This window comes from Streptomyces sp. NPDC089424, assembly GCF_044749345.1.
Taxonomy (GTDB): Bacteria; Actinomycetota; Actinomycetes; order Streptomycetales; family Streptomycetaceae; genus Streptomyces.
In genome coordinates this window covers 184,166-198,528 of record NZ_JBIVHU010000008.1, presented here as the reverse complement: position 1 = coordinate 198,528, position 14,363 = coordinate 184,166, and the positions used below count along the sequence as shown (strand labels likewise).

Sequence of the window (14,363 nt, the reverse complement as noted above, 5' to 3'; positions counted from 1 at the left end):
TGGGGCGGGTGGGGCGGCTGATCACCCCCGGTACGGGCTAAGTTGAGGTGTACGGGAAGACCTCGTAGCGCGCGGAGGCGCCGGATCGGCCCGCGGCCGCCACCGCGGCGGGTCCCGCCCCCACCACCGTCAGCTCCGCCACCGAGGAGGAGTACCGCATGTCCCCCCAGCACCAGCCACCCGGCGAGAACGGGGAGGCGGCCGTCGCCCGCGTAGGGGAGGCCGACTTACCGTCCACGCCCGCCGCTCCGGCCGAGGATGCGCCCAGCACGTCGGCGTCCTCCGAGGCGGAGCCCGGCACGACCCCGTCCGGGACCACGGCTCCGGCCCCCGCGCAGGACACCGACGCCACCGCTTCCCCGGCAGGGAAACGGAACACCGCCACGCCGTCCCCACCGGCGCCCGACGCCGCCCCGTCCCCCGCGGACACATCAACCACCGCCCCCTCACCCACGAACGGGGCCGCCGCGGCCGCCGACGAGGATGTCGCCGTGGCGGCGGCCGTCACGGCGGTGCCGCCGGACGTCAGGACGGAGACCGCCGTCGGCCGTGGACGCCCCAGGAAGCCGGTCCTGGCGGGCGCCGCGATCGCCGGGGCCGTTCTCGTCGCCGTACCGCTGCTGCTGGCCGGGAGCGGGAGGGACGAGCCGCGTGACTCCGCCAAGGGGCTCGCCGCCGGTTCCGACACCGTCCTGAACCAGGACTCCTCCCCCGCGGCCCTGGACGACTACGTGGCCCAGAAGCCGGATCCGTCGCCGAAGAAGGAGAAGCCGAAAAGGAGCGACCCCCCGAAGGCCGACGCTCCCGTGCCCGCCCCGCCCGCGCCGCAGCCCAGCCCGAGCAGGACGCCCGAGGCGAAGCCCACGCCCGAGCCGAAACCGAAGCCGAAGCCGAGCCCGCAGCCGAACTGGAGCACGGAGACCGTCCACGCGACCAGCGTGCTGGAGGTCAACCAGGCCTGGACCACCAACCGCATCCGCATGGTGATGCAGACCGACGGCAACCTCGTCGTCTACAACGAGCACGACAAGCCCGTGTGGGCGTCCATGACCTTCGGCAGCAACCACCGCGCGATCTTCCAGCAGGACGGCAACCTCGTCATCCACAACGGCGACGACCGCCCCATCTGGGCCTCGCAGAGCCACGGCAACGACGGCGCGCAGCTCGTCCTCCAGGCCGACGCCAAGGTGGTCATCGTGCACGACGGCCGGGTCGTCTGGTCGACCTGACACCCGTCGGCGTGCAGGTCCGCGCAGACATGCTCGACGCCGGGCGGGGCCGCGGCCGCGCCCGGCGGTCCCGTCAGGCGTCCAGGTCGTCGGCGAAGTGACGGTAGCCGTGCCGGTCGGTGTGCATGCCCCACAGCACCTCGGCGAGCACCGCCGGGTCCTTGCGGTCGTGCCCGGTGATGATCGCGCCGGGGATGACCAGCTGCCCGACGTGGATGCCCTCGGCGGCCAGCGTGTCGTGCAGCAGATGACCGTAGGCGCTCTCCGCGGCGAAGGCGATCGACGTGCCGGCCCGGTCGGGGTGCGGGACCACCGCGGTGCCGCCGTTGACGAACAGGACGGTGCCGCGCCCCAGGGCCCGCATACCGGGCAGCACCTGGCGGACCGCGGTGACCGGGCCGTGCACGGAGAACTCCAGCGGGCCGAGCAGGTCCGCGGGGCCGGTCTCCAGGACCGGGCGCATGAAGTCCGGGTGCGGAACCGGGCTGTACTGGAGGATCTCCACCGTGCCGAGCGTCGCGTCCGCCGCGTCCAGTGCCGCCCGCAGGGCCTCGGTGTCGCGTACGTCTGCGGCGAAGCCGCGGGCGGCGATCCCCTCGTCGGAAAGGTCGGCGGCGAACCTGTCGAGCCGGGCCCGGTCGCGGGCGACGAGGGCGACGGAGTGGCCCTCGCTGCCGAACCTGCGGGCGACGGCGGCCCCGAGTCCGGGGCCGGCTCCGATGATGGCGATGGTCGTCATGGTGTGCTCCCCGGGGTGACGGAGGCGGCTAGGACGTCGTGCCGAGTGCCGCGGCGGTCTCCTCGACCACCGTCGCCGCCCGTTGCTCCGGCACGCCGGCCGCGATGAGGAGGGCCACGGCGACGCGGGTGCCGTCGTCGTCCAGGTCGCCCGCGTTGACGCTCTGCAGCAGGGCGAGGATGAGGGCCTCCAGACCGGCGCTGAGGACGGCGGGCGGCAGATGGGTCTGGAAGACGCCCTCGCGCTGCCCGCGTTCCAGGATGGCCGTGGCCTCCGCGCGGGCCGGGGCCAGGATCTCGGGGATCCGGTCGACGCCCAGGTCCTGGCGGGCCAGGGCGAGCAGCAGGCGGTAGCGGTCGCCGACCGGCCACAGGGCGAGCGTGAACCACGCGAGCGCCCGTTCGGCCTGCTCGCCCGGCCGTCTGCCCTCGGCCACCGCGCCGCGCAGCGTCTCGGCGGCCTCCTCGGCGAGCGCCTCCAGCAGGGCCGCGCGGCCCGGGAAGTGCCCGAAGAGGGTGCGCCGTACGACGCCGGAGGCCCGCGCCAGCTCCTCCAAGGTCATGTCGGGGTTCTGCCCCAGCTCCTGGCGGGCCGTCGCCAGGATGCGCGCCCGGTTGGACCGCGAGTTGCGCCGCATCGGCTCACGGGGGGCGGGCTTGGTCACGGCAACCTCGGCGGATGTGGGCGGCGGGACGGGCTGCTCCCATCTTGGCACGTGGGGCGGAGGGTGAGAGCGCGCCGGCCGCACGGCCGCCGTCCCGGCGCGGGGGTCCGTCGCGGGGCACGACGCGGCCCGCGCCGCTGCCGCCGGACGGTCCGGCGGCAGCTGCGCGGGCCGGCCGGCGGTCAGCTCTGGGCCAGCATGACGCCCTGCTGCTGTGCCGCGTGGAAGTCGGGCAGCGGCAGGCCGCCCTGCATGCGCAGCTCCATGAGCGTGGCCTCGACCTGGGCCTTGCCCTTCTTGAAGACCTGGTTGCGCGGCTTGCCGGTGTTCTGCCAGCGGTGTTCCTTGCCGTCGCACACGGCGCGGGAGCCGCCGATGCCGTACCGGACCGAGGGGTCCGCCTGGGTGAGGGAGGAGCTGATGAAGACCGGTCCGGTGGCGTCGGCGCAGCGGTAGGTGCCGGTGAGGGTGATCGAGCCGTCGGGGCCGATCCGGCCCGCGGAGTCGACGGTGATCGACTCCTTGGTCTCGGCCGCCGCCGACGTCGCGGGGGCGACGGCGACGAGGGCCAGCGCGACCGTGGCGGCGGCGCCGAGCGCGGGGCGCAGGGACATGGGAGGACCTCCTGAGGTGGGGGCTTCCACTGGTACCCGGCGCCCACGTCCGGGGGCGTGACCGTCACTCCTTCGGTGGCGAGTCCGCCCGGCCGTACGGGAACCGTCCGGGTGTTGTCCCCGTCTTGTCACGCTTCTCGGCGGTCCGTTCCCCGGCGTTCACGGCGGGAGGATGGTGTGAGCTGTACGGATGGTCCTACGACCGTTGAGGTGCGCCATGTGTTCCCACCAGCCTTCGTGCTCCCGGCCCGACGCCCGCGCCCCGCATGTCGTCGCCGCCCACCCCGAGCAGGGGTGGAGCCTGCTGTGCAGCGGTGCGATCGTCTTCGACGACACCGGCGCGCTGCTGCCCGACGGGCGCGTGGTCGCGCCGTGGCGTCAGGGCAGCACCGCGAACCCGTCGAGCTCCACCGTCGCCGTCTCGTCCCACAGCCTCACGACCTCGACCACCGCCATCGCGGGGTAGTTCCGTCCGGCCAGGCTCCGCCAGACGCGGCCGAGCTCCGGGGCGTGCGCGCGGTAGGCGGCGACGTCCGTGGCGTAGACGGTGACGCGGGCGAGGTCGGCCGGGGTGCCGCCGGCGGCGCGCAGGGCGGTCAGCAGATTGCCGAGCGCCCGCTCGAACTGTTCGGGCAGGGTGTCGCCGACGATCTTGCCGTCGGTGTCGAGGGCGGTCTGGCCGGCCAGGAAGACCACCCGGGAGCCGGTGGCGACGACGGCGTGCGAGAAGCCGGTGGCCGGGGAGAGGTCGGGCGGGTCGATGCGCTCGGCGGTCACGGTCGGGCCTCCAGGGTGGCGTACAACTCCTTGGCGATGATGCCGCGTTGGACCTCGCTCGCCCCTTCGTAGACACGCGGGGCGCGCACCTCGCGGTAGAGGTGTTCGAGCAGGTGGCCGCGGTGCAGCGCCCGCGCGCCGTGCAGCTGGACCGCCGCGTCGACGACGTACTGCGCCGTCTCGGTGGCGAGCAGCTTCGCCATCGCGGCGCGTTTCGGGACACCGTCCGCGCCCTCGTCGTAGGCCGTCGCCGCGGCGTACACCATCAGGCGGGCCGCCTCGGTGCGCAGGGCCATCTCGGCGACCTGGTGGGCGACGGTCTGAAGGTCCTTCAGCTTGCCGCCGAAGGCGTCCCGCCGTGCGGTGTGGGCGAGGGTCGCGTCCAGGGCCGCCTGGGCCATCCCGAGGGCGAAGGCGCCGACGCTGGGGCGGAACAGGTTCAGCGTGCCCATGGCGACCTTGAAGCCCCGGTCGGGCTCGCCGAGCACGTCGTCGGCGGTGACGGGCACGGCGTCGAAGCGGAGGGCGCCGATGGGGTGCGGGGAGAGCATGTCGAGCCCGGTGCCGGTGAGGCCGGGCCGGTCGGCCGGCACCAGGAAGGCGGTGACGCCGCGGGCGCCCGCGTCCGGGGTGGTCCGTGCGAAGACGGTGTAGAAGTCGGCCTCGGGAGCGTTGGAGATCCAGCACTTCTCGCCGGTGAGCCGCCAGCGGCCGGGGCCGTCGGCCTCGGCGGACGGCGCGCCGGCCGGGTCGTGGTCCGGATCGGCGCGCAGCGACAGCGCGGCCGCGTCCGACCCGGCGCCCGGCTCGCTGAGGGCGAAGGCGGCGATCACCGCGCCCTCGCGCACCCCCGGCAGCCAGCGGTCGCGCTGGGCCGGGGTGCCGTGGGCGTGGACGGGGTGGGCGCCCAGGCCCTGGAGGGCGAGGGCGGTCTCGGCCTCCGTGCAGGAATGGGCGAGGGACTCGCGCATCAGGCAGAGGTCCAGCGCACCGGAGCTGAACAGCCGGTCCAGGAGGCCGAGTCGGCCCAGTTCGGCGACGAGGGGGCGGTTGACGTGGCCGGGTTCGCCCTTCTCGGCGAGCGGACGCAGCCGTTCGGCGGCGAGGGTGCGCAGCTCGGCGCACCGTGCCACCTGGTCCGGTTCGAGTGAGAATGCGGGCACCTGCCGGTCCTCCCTCCGGAGCGGTCTCACCCGACGGTATCGCGCCCCGTTGACTGCCGTCACCAACACGATACGCTCCTCGTGCGAGCCCACCACTACGCCCACCAGGCAAGGGGGCGAACCGCCATGGACGACCGTCCGACCCGCTCCGGCCACGTCGACACCTTCGCGCGCGACCATCTGCCGCCGCGCGACCAGTGGCCCGAACTCCGCTTCGACCTGCCGGAGCTGCGCTACCCCGAACGGCTGAACTGCGCCGCCGACCTCCTGGCCGGCCCGCCCGACGACCGGCCCGTCTTCCACACCCCGCAGGGCCCCGCCTGGACGTACGGCGAGCTGCGCGCCCGCGTCGACCGGCTCGCGCACGTGCTCACCACCGGCCTCGGGATCGTCCCCGGCAACCGCGTCCTGCTGCGCGGCCCGACCACACCGTGGCTCGCGGCCTGCTGGCTGGCGGTGCTCAAGGCCGGCGCGGTCGCCGTGACCGTGCTGGCCCAGCAGCGTCCGCACGAGCTGAGCACGATCTGCGAGATCGCCCGCGTGCGGCACGCACTGTGCGACATCCGGGCCGTCGACGACCTCGCCAAGGCGGAGATACCGGACCTGCGGATCACCACGTTCGGCGGTGACACACCGGACGACCTCCTCCACCGCCCGGCGCCCGCCAAGCCGTTCCCGGCGGCGGACACCGCCGCGGACGACGTGGCGCTGATCGCGTTCACCTCCGGCACCACCGGACGCCCCAAGGGGTGCATGCACTTCCACCGGGACGTCCTGGCGATCGCGGACACCTTCTCGCGGCACGTGCTGCGTCCACGCGGCGACGACGTCTTCGCGGGCAGTCCCCCGCTCGGCTTCACCTTCGGCCTCGGCGGTCTGGTGGTCTTCCCGCTGCGGGCCGGTGCCGGCGCCCTGCTGCTCGAACAGGCGGGCCCGAAGCAGCTGTTGCCGGCCATCGCCGAGCACCGGGTGTCGGTGCTGTTCACCGCGCCGACCGCGTACCGGGCGATGCTCGGCGAGCTGGACGGGCACGACCTGACGTCCCTGCGGCGCTGCGTGTCGGCCGGTGAGAACCTGCCCGCGGCCACCTGGCGGGCCTGGCACGAGCGGACCGGGCTGCGCGTCATCAACGGCATCGGCGCCACGGAGTTGCTGCACATCTTCATCTCCGCGGCCGACGAGCACATCAGACCCGGTGCGACCGGCGTGCCCGTGCCGGGCTGGCAGGCCCGCGTGGTGGACGCCGACGGGCGCGAACTGCCCGACGGCGAGCCGGGCCTGCTGGCGGTGCGCGGCCCGGTCGGCTGCCGCTACCTCGCCGACCCACGGCAGCGGGAGTACGTGCGCGGCGGCTGGAACGTCACCGGCGACACCTATGTCCGTGAGCCCGACGGCTACTTCCGGTACGTGGCCCGCGCCGACGACATGATCATCTCGGCCGGGTACAACATCGCCGGGCCCGAGGTCGAGGACGCGCTGCTGCGGCACCCGGACGTGGTGGAGGCGGCGGTCGTCGGCCGTCCCGACGAGGCGCGCGGCATGACGGTGATGGCGTTCGCCGTCCTCAAGGAGGGCGCCGAACGGGACGCGGAGGCGTTGCGCGCCTTCGTCAAATCCGAGCTGGCACCCTACAAATGCCCTCGCGAGATCGTCTTCCTGGACGCCCTGCCGCGCACCGCGACCGGAAAGCTCCAGCGGTTCCGGCTGCGCAGCGGAGGTGACCGGCAGTGATCCGCACGACTTAAGATGATCAACGTGTCCGACCAGCACGCCCCCCGGTCCCTCATCGTCACGCTGTACGGCGCGTACGGCCGCTTCATGCCCGGCCCGGTTCCGGTCGCCGAACTGATCCGGCTGCTCGCCGCGGTCGGCGTGGACGCGCCCTCGGTGCGCTCGTCGGTGTCCCGCCTCAAGCGCCGCGGCCTGCTCGTGCCGGCCCGCACCGCACAGGGGGCGGCGGGGTACGAACTCTCGCCGGAAGCCCGCCAGTTGCTGGACGACGGCGACCGTCGCATCTACGGCGCCGTGCCGCCCGAGGACGAGGGCTGGGTGCTCGCGGTGTTCTCCGTTCCGGAGTCGGAGCGGCAGAAGCGGCACGTGCTGCGCTCCCGCCTGGCCGGGCTCGGCTTCGGCACGGCCGCCCCCGGCGTGTGGATCGCCCCGGCCCGGCTGCACGAGGAGACCAGGCACACCCTGCAACGGCTGCGCCTCGACCCCTACGTCGACCTCTTCCGCGGCCGGCACCTGGGCTTCGCGCCCACCGTCGAGGCGGTGGGCCGCTGGTGGGACCTGGCGGCCATCGCCAAGGAGCACGAGGCGTTCCTCGACCGGCACGCGCGCGTGCTGCGCGCCTGGGAGCGGCGCGCGGACACCCCGCCCGAGGAGGCCTACCGGGACTATCTGCTGGCGCTGGACTCCTGGCGTCATCTGCCGTACACCGACCCCGGCCTGCCCGCCGCGCTGCTGCCCGGGAACTGGCCGGGGGTGCGCTCGGCGGCGGTGTTCCGGGGACTGCACGAACGGCTGCGGGACGCGGGCGCGGTCTTCGCGGGCCTGTGACGCGACGGGGAGAGCGCCCGGGAGCGCACCGGCGGCCGGGGGGCCGGCCGCCGGTGACCGTCGGCCTCAGCCGCTCAGCGTCAGCCGCGGCTTGGGGGCGTCGGTGCGGCCGGTGCGCGGTGGGCGGCTGCCCGCCCGGTAGGGGGCCGGCCAGACCACGCCCGGACCGTCGTAGTCCTGCTCGGCGGCGGCGTGCAGCGTCCAGTGCGGGTCGTACAGGTGCGGGCGGCCCAGCGCGCACAGGTCCGTACGGCCCGCCAGGATCAGGGAGTTGACGTCGTCCCAGGAGGAGATCGCGCCGACCGCGATCACCGGGACGCCCGCCTCGTGCCGGATCCGGTCCGCGAACGGCGTCTGGTACGACCGCCCGAACTCCGGCCGCTCCTGCGCCACCACCTGTCCGGTCGACACGTCGATCGCGTCGGCGCCGTGCGCGGCGAAGGCACGGGCGACGGCGACGGCCTCCTCGGGCGTGGTGCCGCCCTCGGCCCAGTCGGTCGCCGAGATCCGCACCGTCATGGGCCGCTCCTCCGGCCACACCGCCCGCACGGCGTCGAACACCTCCAGCGGGAAGCGGAGCCGCTGGGCGAGCGAACCGCCGTAGGCGTCGGTGCGGCGGTTGGTCAGGGGGGAGAGGAAACCGGAGAGCAGATAGCCGTGGGCGCAGTGCAGTTCGAGCAGGTCGAAGCCGGCCCGCGCGGCCCGCCAGGCGGCGGCGGTGAAATGTTCCCTTATGTCGGTGAGCTGGGCACGTGACAGCTCGCGCGGCGTCTGGCTGTCGGGCCCGTACGGCAGGGGGGAGGCGGCCACGAGCGGCCAGTTGCCCTCGGGCAGCGGCTCGTCCATGCCCTCCCACATCAGCCGGGTCGAGCCCTTGCGCCCGCTGTGACCGAGTTGCACGCCGATCCCGGTGCCGGGTGCCTGACGGTGCACGAAGTCGGTGATCCGCCGCCAGGCCTCGGCCTGCTTGCCGGTGTACAGGCCCGCGCAGCCGGGGGTGATCCGGCCCTCCGGGCTGACGCACACCATCTCGGTCATCACCAGCCCGGCGCCGCCGAGCGCGCGGGCGCCGAGATGGACGAGGTGGAAGTCGCCGGGGACGCCGTCGACCGCCGAGTACATGTCCATCGGGGACACCACGACCCGGTTGCGCAGGGTCAGTCCGCGCAGCCGGAACGGGGTGAACATCGGGGGCGTGCCGGGCGGGCAGCCGAACTCGCGCTCCACGGCCTCGGTGAAGTGCGCGTCGCGCAGCCGGAGGTTGTCGTGGGTGACGCGGCGGCTGCGGGTGAGCAGGTTGAACGCGAACTGCCGGGGGCGCTGGCCGAGGTACGACGCGAGGTTCTCGAACCACTCCAGGCTGGCCCGGGCGGCGCGCTGGGTGGAGGCGACGACGGGCCTGCGCTCCTCCTCGTAGGCGGCCAGTGCCTCGGCGAGGGTGGGCCGTTCCTCCAGGCAGGCCGCGAGGGCGAGGGCGTCCTCGACCGCGAGCTTGGTGCCGGAGCCGATGGAGAAGTGGGCGGTGTGCGCGGCGTCGCCGAGCAGGACGACGTTCGCGTGCGACCAGCGGTCGTTGACCACCGTGCGGAAGGTGGTCCAGGTGGAGTTGTTGGACCGCAGCGGGCGGCCGCCGAGCGCGTCCGCGAAGATCTTGGCGCAGCGCTCGACGGATTCCGGCTCGCCGAGTTCGTCGAAGCCCGCCGCGTCCCAGACCTCCTCGCGCATCTCGACGATCACGGTGGAGGCGTCGGGGGCGTAGGGGTAGCCGTGCAGCTGCATCACGCCGTGCTCGGTCTCGGCGATCTCGAACCGGAAGGCGTCGAACGCGAAGTCGGCGGCGAGCCAGATGTACCGGCAGCGATGCGCGGTGATCTGCGGCCGGAACGCGTCGGCGTGCGCCTCGCGTGTGGCGCTGTGCACCCCGTCGGCCGCGACGACGAGGTCGTACGAGGCCGCGAGCGAGGCCGGGTCCGGGGCCTCGGCGCGGAAGCGGAGGTCGACGCCGAGCTCACGGCAGCGGTCGTGCAGGATCTCCAGGAGCGTGCGGCGGCCGAGGGCCGCGAAGCCGTGCCCCGAGGAGGTGTGGCGTTCTCCCCGGTGGACGATGTCGATGTCGTCCCAGCGGACGAAGTGCCGTTGCAGTGCCTCGTGGACGACCGGGTCGGCGTGCTCGATGCCGCCGAGGGTCTCGTCGGAGAGGACCACGCCGAAGCCGAAGGTGTCCTCGGGGGCGTTGCGTTCCCACAGGGTGATCTCGCGATCAGGGTCCAGGCGTTTCAGGAGCGCGGCGGCGTAGAGGCCGCCGGGGCCGCCGCCGATGACGGCGATGCGCCGCGGGTGGCTCGTCGTCGCGGGCCGCCGACGCGTCGTGGTCGTTCGGGCGGTTCCCCGCGCCCCGGGAGTGGGCATGCTCACCGTCCCTGCCATTTGGGCGGGCGCTTCTCCGTGAAGGCCGCGTGGAACTCCGCGTAGTCCTCGCCGTTCATCAGGAGGGCCTGCGTCGAGGCGTCCAGTTCGACCGAGGCCGCCAGCGGCATGTCGAGTTCGGCCGTCAGCAGGGCCTTGGTCTGGGCGTGGGCCAGGGCCGGTCCGTCGGCCAGCCGGCGTGCCAGCCGCTGGGCGGCCTCGTCGGCCCGGCCCTCGTCGGTCATCTCGCTGATCAGGCCGATGCGCTCCGCCTCGGGCGCCCGGACCGGTTCGCCCAGCATCAGCAGGCGGGTCGCGTGGCCGAGACCGACGACCCGGGGCAGCAGGTAGGCGGCGCCCATGTCGCCGCCGGACAGGCCGACCCGGGTGAAGAGGAACGCGAAGCGGGAGGTGGGGTCGGCGACCCGGAAGTCCGCGGCGAGCGCCAGGACCGCCCCGGCGCCCGCCGCCACGCCGTGCACCGCCGCGATCACCGGGAACGGGCACTCCCGGATGGCGCGGACCACTTGGCCCGTCATCCGGTTGAAGTCCAGGAGCTGGGCGGTATCCATGGCCAGGGTGGCACCGATGATCTCGTCGACGTCGCCGCCCGAGCAGAAGCCGCGCCCTTCCCCGGCCAGCACCAGCGCGCGCACCGACCGCTCCCGCGACAGCTCGGCGAGCAGGTCGCGCAGGTCGGCGTAGGCGCCGAAGGTGAGGGCGTTGAGCTTGTCGGGGCGGGACAGTGTGACCGTCGCCACACCGTCGGCCCGGTCGACGCGCAGATGGCGCCAGGGCGAGGTGGGAGCGGCGGAGCCGGTGAAGGGACTCATGGGGTGCGGCCTCCTAGGGCGGGCACTGCCTCACTGACCTCTACCCCACGACGTTATCACTCATCCGTGACTGTCGTCAGGACTGCGCGATAGCAGCAATCAGGGCGTCCGGCCTGGTCACAGGGGCTTGGCCGGGTCACAGAAGTCACCGGACATCGATAACGGGGTAACAGCGGGAGCATCCGTGCAAGCCCGTCCGTTCAGCGGGGTAGGTCGCACACACGGGGCCGTCCGGTCCCGGGCGGTGCCCGTCGTGAGACTTCGCCGGGGGCGCCGTACCATTCCTACGGTTGAACGCAGGACAACCCGAAGATCTCGGCATTCAGGGGATGCCTGCACCATGAACGGACTCGCCTTGCACGATCGCTCCTCAGCCCCCGCCTCCTGGCGTATCGCGCTGCCGCATTCCACGGCCGCCGTGCCCGTGGCCCGCGCGCTGGTCCGTACGGCGCTCGCGGAGCTCCAGCACGGCGCCGACAGCGACACGGCCGAGCTGCTCACCGCCGAGCTGGTGGCCAACGCCGTGGAGCACACGACCGGGGACGCCCCGATAGAGCTGGTCGTGGAGCTGCTGCCGAGCGGCTGCAAGGTCGAGGTGCACGACCCCGACCCCGTGCCGCCCGGCAACCTCACGCGGCCCGCGGAGCGCGAGCCCGACCCCTGGCAGGAGCACGGCCGCGGCCTGCTGCTGATCCGCACGCTGAGCGCGTCGTGCGGTCACCGCCCCACCGAGTCCGGCAAGGCGGTGTGGTTCAGACTCCCTGTCGTACCGCGTCAGCGGCAGCCTCACTGCCGGCGGCGTCCCGCGTCGTGACCCGCGCCATCCGGGAGTTCCGGCGCCCGTAGCCGAGGTAGACGAGCAGCCCCACCGCGAGGAACACCGCGAACTGCGCCCAGGTCGTCCAGCCCGTCTCGTACATCAGGTACAGGCAGAAGCCGACGCCCAGCAGCGGCACCACGGGGTACAGCGGCACCCGGAAGGTGCGGGGCAGGTCCGGCTCCCGGCGGCGCAGGGCGATCACCGCGATGTTGACCACGGCCATGACCGCGAGCGTGCCGATCGTGCACAGGTTGACCACCGAGTCCAGCGACGAGAAGGCCGCCGGGACCGCGAAGACGACCGCGATGATCAGAGTGCCCGCGACGGGCGTGGCGGTACGCGGCGAGACCTTCTGGAAGACGCGCGGGACGAGTCCGTCCCGGGACATCGACATCAGGATGCGGCTCTGGCCGTACATCACCGCGAGCACCACCGAGGCGATCGCGACGACCGCGCCGAAGGCGATGATCCCGCCGCCGATGCCGGAACCGGTGACCCGGTCGACGACGTAGGACAGCGCGGCGGGCCGGTCGCCGACCGCGCCGCCGCCCACGGCGCCGATCGCGGCGAGCGCGACCGCGCAGTACAGCAGGGTGACCACGCCGATGCAGACGAGGATCGCCACCGGGATGTCCCGGCGGGGGTTCTTGGCCTCCTCGCCGGCGGTGGTGATCGCGTCGAAGCCGATGTAGGAGAAGAAGGCGGCGGTGGTGCCCGCGCCGATGCCGGCCAGCCCGGCCGGGGCGAACGGCACCAGGTTGCCGTCCTTGAACGCGCTGAAGCCGATCGCGCAGAAGGCGACGAGGATGGCCAGCTTGAGCACGGCCATCGCGGCGGTGGCCCGGGCGCTCTCCCGCACCCCGCGCACCAGCAGCACGGCGGCCATGGCGATGACCAGGACGGCCGGCAGGTTGACGACGCCGCCGTCGCCGGGGCTCGCGGAGAGCGCGGCGGGCAGCTGGAGGCCGACGAGGCTGTCGAGGAGTTCGTTGACGTACTGGCTCCAGCCGACCGCGACGGCGGAGACCGAGACGCCGTACTCCAGGAGCAGGCACCAGCCGACCAGGAAGGCGGTGGTCTCGCCGAGCCCGGCGTAGGCGAAGGAGTAGGAGGAGCCGGAGACCGGGATCGCGCCGCCCAGCTCGGCGAAGGCGAACGCGGTGAACACGCAGGTGATCGCGGCCAGCACGAAGGAGACGACGACGGCGGGACCGGCCTGGGCGACCGAGTCGGACAGGCCGACGAAGATGCCGGTGCCGACGATCGCGCCGACGCCGAAGCAGATGAGCTGGAACAGCCCCATCGTGCGCTTGAGGCCGTGGCCCTCGCGGTCGGCGCCGGATTCGGCCACCAGGAGGGCGGAGGATTTGAAGCGGGACATGCGGGTGGTGCTCTTTCTGGGGGACGGGTGCGCCCGGATGGGGCGCGCGACGGCCGCGGAATGGGTGGCTCCGGGCCGCCGGTCAGCATAAGGCCTGATCAGGGGCGTTCCGTAGGAGCCGGCTCACGCCAGGGTGGCGACCAGGACCGCCTTGATGGTGTGCAGCCGGTTCTCGGCCTGGTCGAAGACGACCGAGTGGGCCGACTCGAAGACCTCGTCGGTGACCTCCAGGGAGTCCAGCCCGTGCCGCTCGTGGATCTCACGGCCGACCTCGGTGCCGAGGTCGTGGAAGGCCGGCAGGCAGTGCAGGAACTTCACGTCCGGTTCCCCGGTGGCGCGCAGCACGTCCATGGTCACGGCGTAGGGGGCGAGCGCGGTGATCCGCTCGTCCCAGACCTCCTTGGGCTCGCCCATGGAGACCCAGACGTCGGTGGCGACGAAGTGGGCGCCGAGGACGCCCTCCGCGACGTCCTCGGTGAGCGTGATCCGCGCGCCGCTGGTCCGGGCCAGGGAGCGGGCGCGGTCGACGACCTCCTGGGCGGGCCAGTAGGACCTCGGGGCGACGATCCGCACGTCCATGCCGAGCAGGGCGCCGGTGACCAGGTAGGAGTTGCCCATGTTGAAGCGGGCGTCGCCGAGGTAGGCGAAGGCGGTCCCGGACAGCGGCCGGTTGCCGTGCTCGGTCATGGTCAGGACGTCGGCGAGCATCTGCGTGGGGTGCCAGTCGTCGGTGAGACCGTTGAAGACGGGCACCCCGGCGAACGCGGCCAGCTCCTCCACCTTGACCTGGCTGTCCCCGCGGTACTCGATCCCGTCGTACATCCGGCCGAGCACCCGGGCGGTGTCCTTCACCGACTCCTTGTGCCCGATCTGCGAACCGGAGGGGTCGAGGTACGTCGTCGAGGCACCCTGGTCGGCCGCCGCCACCTCGAACGCGCAGCGGGTGCGCGTCGACGTCTTCTCGAAGATCAGCGCGATGTTGCGGCCGCGCAGATACCGGGGCTCGGTCCTGGCCTTCTTGGCCGCCTTCAGCTCGGCTGCCAGCTCGATCAGGCCGAGGAACTCCCCCTCGGTGAAGTCGAGCTCCTTGAGGAAGTGGCGGCCCGCGAGGGCGGTCGGGACTGTCGCCATGAGGGGCGCTCCAGGCAGAGGGACGGGATCAGGACTCTGGAAGTCTA

The 14,363-nt window shown here is 73.5% G+C and carries 14 protein-coding genes and 1 pseudogene; 5 read left to right on the top strand and 10 right to left on the bottom strand.

The genetic code is table 11. From position 1 onward, the window contains the following. Positions 1–37 precede the first annotated feature (37 nt). Entirely contained in the window at positions 38–439 is a 402-nt protein-coding gene (locus ACIP2X_RS30045; RefSeq protein ID WP_401678748.1) for a hypothetical protein, read from the bottom strand. A 52-nt stretch (positions 440–491) separates the two neighbouring features. Between ACIP2X_RS30045 and ACIP2X_RS30040 the strand changes: the two genes are divergently transcribed. Then, positions 492–1,229, top strand: coding sequence for a mannose-binding protein (locus ACIP2X_RS30040; RefSeq protein WP_401678746.1), 738 nt, complete (start codon positions 492–494; stop codon positions 1,227–1,229). A 73-nt stretch (positions 1,230–1,302) separates the two neighbouring features. On the opposite strand, the gene ACIP2X_RS30035 is transcribed toward ACIP2X_RS30040, so the two are convergent. The 3 genes from ACIP2X_RS30035 to ACIP2X_RS30025 form a co-directional block, all read right to left on the bottom strand. After that, a complete protein-coding gene (locus tag ACIP2X_RS30035; protein ID WP_401678743.1) occupies positions 1,303–1,968 on the bottom strand; it encodes an SDR family NAD(P)-dependent oxidoreductase in 666 nt (221 codons plus the stop codon). A gap of 28 nt (positions 1,969–1,996) precedes the next feature. Continuing rightward, entirely contained in the window at positions 1,997–2,632 is a 636-nt protein-coding gene (locus ACIP2X_RS30030; protein WP_401678740.1) for a TetR family transcriptional regulator, read from the bottom strand. Positions 2,633–2,814: 182 nt separating this feature from the next. After that, positions 2,815–3,246, bottom strand: a complete 432-nt coding sequence (locus tag ACIP2X_RS30025) for a DUF6299 family protein (protein WP_401678737.1) — start codon at positions 3,244–3,246, stop codon at positions 2,815–2,817. 217 nt (positions 3,247–3,463) lie between these two features. Between ACIP2X_RS30025 and ACIP2X_RS30020 the strand changes: the two are divergent. After that, a pseudogene (locus tag ACIP2X_RS30020) lies at positions 3,464–3,625 on the top strand (DUF5999 family protein); the annotation flags it as partial. Here ACIP2X_RS30020 and ACIP2X_RS30015 read toward each other — a convergent pair. Together ACIP2X_RS30015 and ACIP2X_RS30010 are read right to left on the bottom strand one after the other, a co-directional pair. After that, positions 3,625–4,023, bottom strand: a complete 399-nt coding sequence (locus tag ACIP2X_RS30015) for a RidA family protein (RefSeq protein ID WP_401678734.1) — start codon at positions 4,021–4,023, stop codon at positions 3,625–3,627. The pseudogene ACIP2X_RS30020 and the gene ACIP2X_RS30015 overlap by 1 nt on opposite strands. Beyond that, entirely contained in the window at positions 4,020–5,186 is a 1,167-nt protein-coding gene (locus tag ACIP2X_RS30010) for an acyl-CoA dehydrogenase family protein (protein ID WP_401678732.1), read from the bottom strand. Before ACIP2X_RS30010 ends, ACIP2X_RS30015 begins: the two co-directional genes overlap by 4 nt. A 126-nt stretch (positions 5,187–5,312) precedes the next feature. Here ACIP2X_RS30010 and ACIP2X_RS30005 point away from each other — a divergent pair, with 126 nt between their 5' ends. Next, on the top strand, positions 5,313–6,917 hold the full coding sequence (locus ACIP2X_RS30005) for an AMP-binding protein (protein ID WP_401678729.1): 1,605 nt from the start codon (positions 5,313–5,315) through the stop codon (positions 6,915–6,917). 15 nt (positions 6,918–6,932) lie between these two features. Beyond that, on the top strand, positions 6,933–7,745 hold the full coding sequence (locus tag ACIP2X_RS30000) for a PaaX family transcriptional regulator C-terminal domain-containing protein (protein WP_401678727.1): 813 nt from the start codon (positions 6,933–6,935) through the stop codon (positions 7,743–7,745). Positions 7,746–7,811: 66 nt separating this feature from the next. Here the strand turns inward: ACIP2X_RS30000 and ACIP2X_RS29995 are convergent, their stop codons facing one another. Both ACIP2X_RS29995 and ACIP2X_RS29990 read right to left on the bottom strand, forming a co-directional pair. Next, complete coding sequence (locus tag ACIP2X_RS29995; RefSeq protein WP_401678725.1) at positions 7,812–10,154, bottom strand: bifunctional salicylyl-CoA 5-hydroxylase/oxidoreductase; 2,343 nt, start codon at positions 10,152–10,154, stop codon at positions 7,812–7,814. Between the two features lie 2 nt (positions 10,155–10,156). Next, entirely contained in the window at positions 10,157–10,984 is an 828-nt protein-coding gene (locus tag ACIP2X_RS29990; protein WP_401678722.1) for an enoyl-CoA hydratase family protein, read from the bottom strand. Between the two features lie 340 nt (positions 10,985–11,324). Between ACIP2X_RS29990 and ACIP2X_RS29985 the strand changes: the two genes are divergently transcribed. After that, positions 11,325–11,798: an ATP-binding protein gene (locus ACIP2X_RS29985; RefSeq protein WP_401678719.1), complete on the top strand. Its 474-nt coding sequence runs from the start codon at positions 11,325–11,327 to the stop codon at positions 11,796–11,798. On the opposite strand, the gene ACIP2X_RS29980 is transcribed toward ACIP2X_RS29985, so the two are convergent. Together ACIP2X_RS29980 and argF are read right to left on the bottom strand one after the other, a co-directional pair. Further along, positions 11,737–13,185: an amino acid permease gene (locus ACIP2X_RS29980; RefSeq protein ID WP_401678716.1), complete on the bottom strand. Its 1,449-nt coding sequence runs from the start codon at positions 13,183–13,185 to the stop codon at positions 11,737–11,739. The genes ACIP2X_RS29985 and ACIP2X_RS29980 overlap by 62 nt on opposite strands. 123 nt (positions 13,186–13,308) lie before the next feature. Next, positions 13,309–14,316, bottom strand: coding sequence for an ornithine carbamoyltransferase (gene argF, locus ACIP2X_RS29975; protein ID WP_401678713.1), 1,008 nt, complete (start codon positions 14,314–14,316; stop codon positions 13,309–13,311). Positions 14,317–14,363: the final 47 nt, after the last annotated feature.